At 43.8% G+C, this 233-nt stretch carries 1 protein-coding gene; it reads left to right on the forward strand.

The window, feature by feature from the left end; genetic code table 11:
- On the forward strand, positions 1 to 233 hold a 233-nt coding region (locus tag SB754_RS23145; protein WP_410784583.1), incomplete at both ends, for a hypothetical protein.

Here is a 233-nt window from a genome sequence, read left to right on the forward strand (position 1 = left end):
GGTTTCTGATTGGTTGAAAAACCATGAACGGTTTATGCCCAAATGGGCGGGAATCGTCCCTCCGATTTTTGGGTTGCTGTCCATTTTAATGATTGGCTTGACTTTTATGGGCTGGGTACCGGAAAGTTTGGTCTTGTTTTGGTATTTTTTGGGCGTGGGAATTGTGGGCAGATTTGCCAAGAATATTATCGGATTTACTGCTAAAGTATCGGAAGCACAGGAAACCATTCAGC

The organism is Leifsonia sp. SIMBA_070 (assembly GCF_046534635.1).
Taxonomy (GTDB): domain Bacteria; phylum Actinomycetota; class Actinomycetes; order Actinomycetales; family Microbacteriaceae; genus Leifsonia.